Raw genomic sequence first — 278 nt, 5'->3', positions numbered from 1 at the left:
ATCGCTGTCATCCACTGGATGGTGGGCATCAGCTTGGACTGGTTCATCTCACGATGAAATCAGGCAGTCGGCGTAGTAGTTCTCCAAAAAACGATTCTTACCTCGCCGTCGTCGGTCGCCCTGCCTCAAACCGTTCCGAATCTCGAACCTGGGACGTTGATTCGAATCGAAGGCGTGTTTTCGTGTGGTTCGAACGAACATCGCCATCTCGTGACCGTCGAATTGCGGTTCTGAACGCTCGTTACGCTTTGACACCCGCTTGACGCTCGTTCCTGATC

Annotated in this window: 1 protein-coding gene; it reads right to left on the bottom strand. The window is 53.6% G+C overall.

The window, feature by feature from the left end:
- Positions 1-48 precede the first annotated feature (48 nt).
- The coding region (locus L9G74_RS20395; protein WP_238898592.1) for a hypothetical protein at positions 49-278 on the bottom strand (230 nt) is incomplete at its 5' end.

Source organism: Shewanella electrica, assembly GCF_022321485.1.
Classification (GTDB): domain Bacteria; phylum Pseudomonadota; class Gammaproteobacteria; order Enterobacterales; family Shewanellaceae; genus Shewanella; species Shewanella electrica.
The sequence above is the reverse complement of the archived record's forward strand: the minus strand, read 5'-3'. Positions and strand labels throughout refer to the sequence as shown.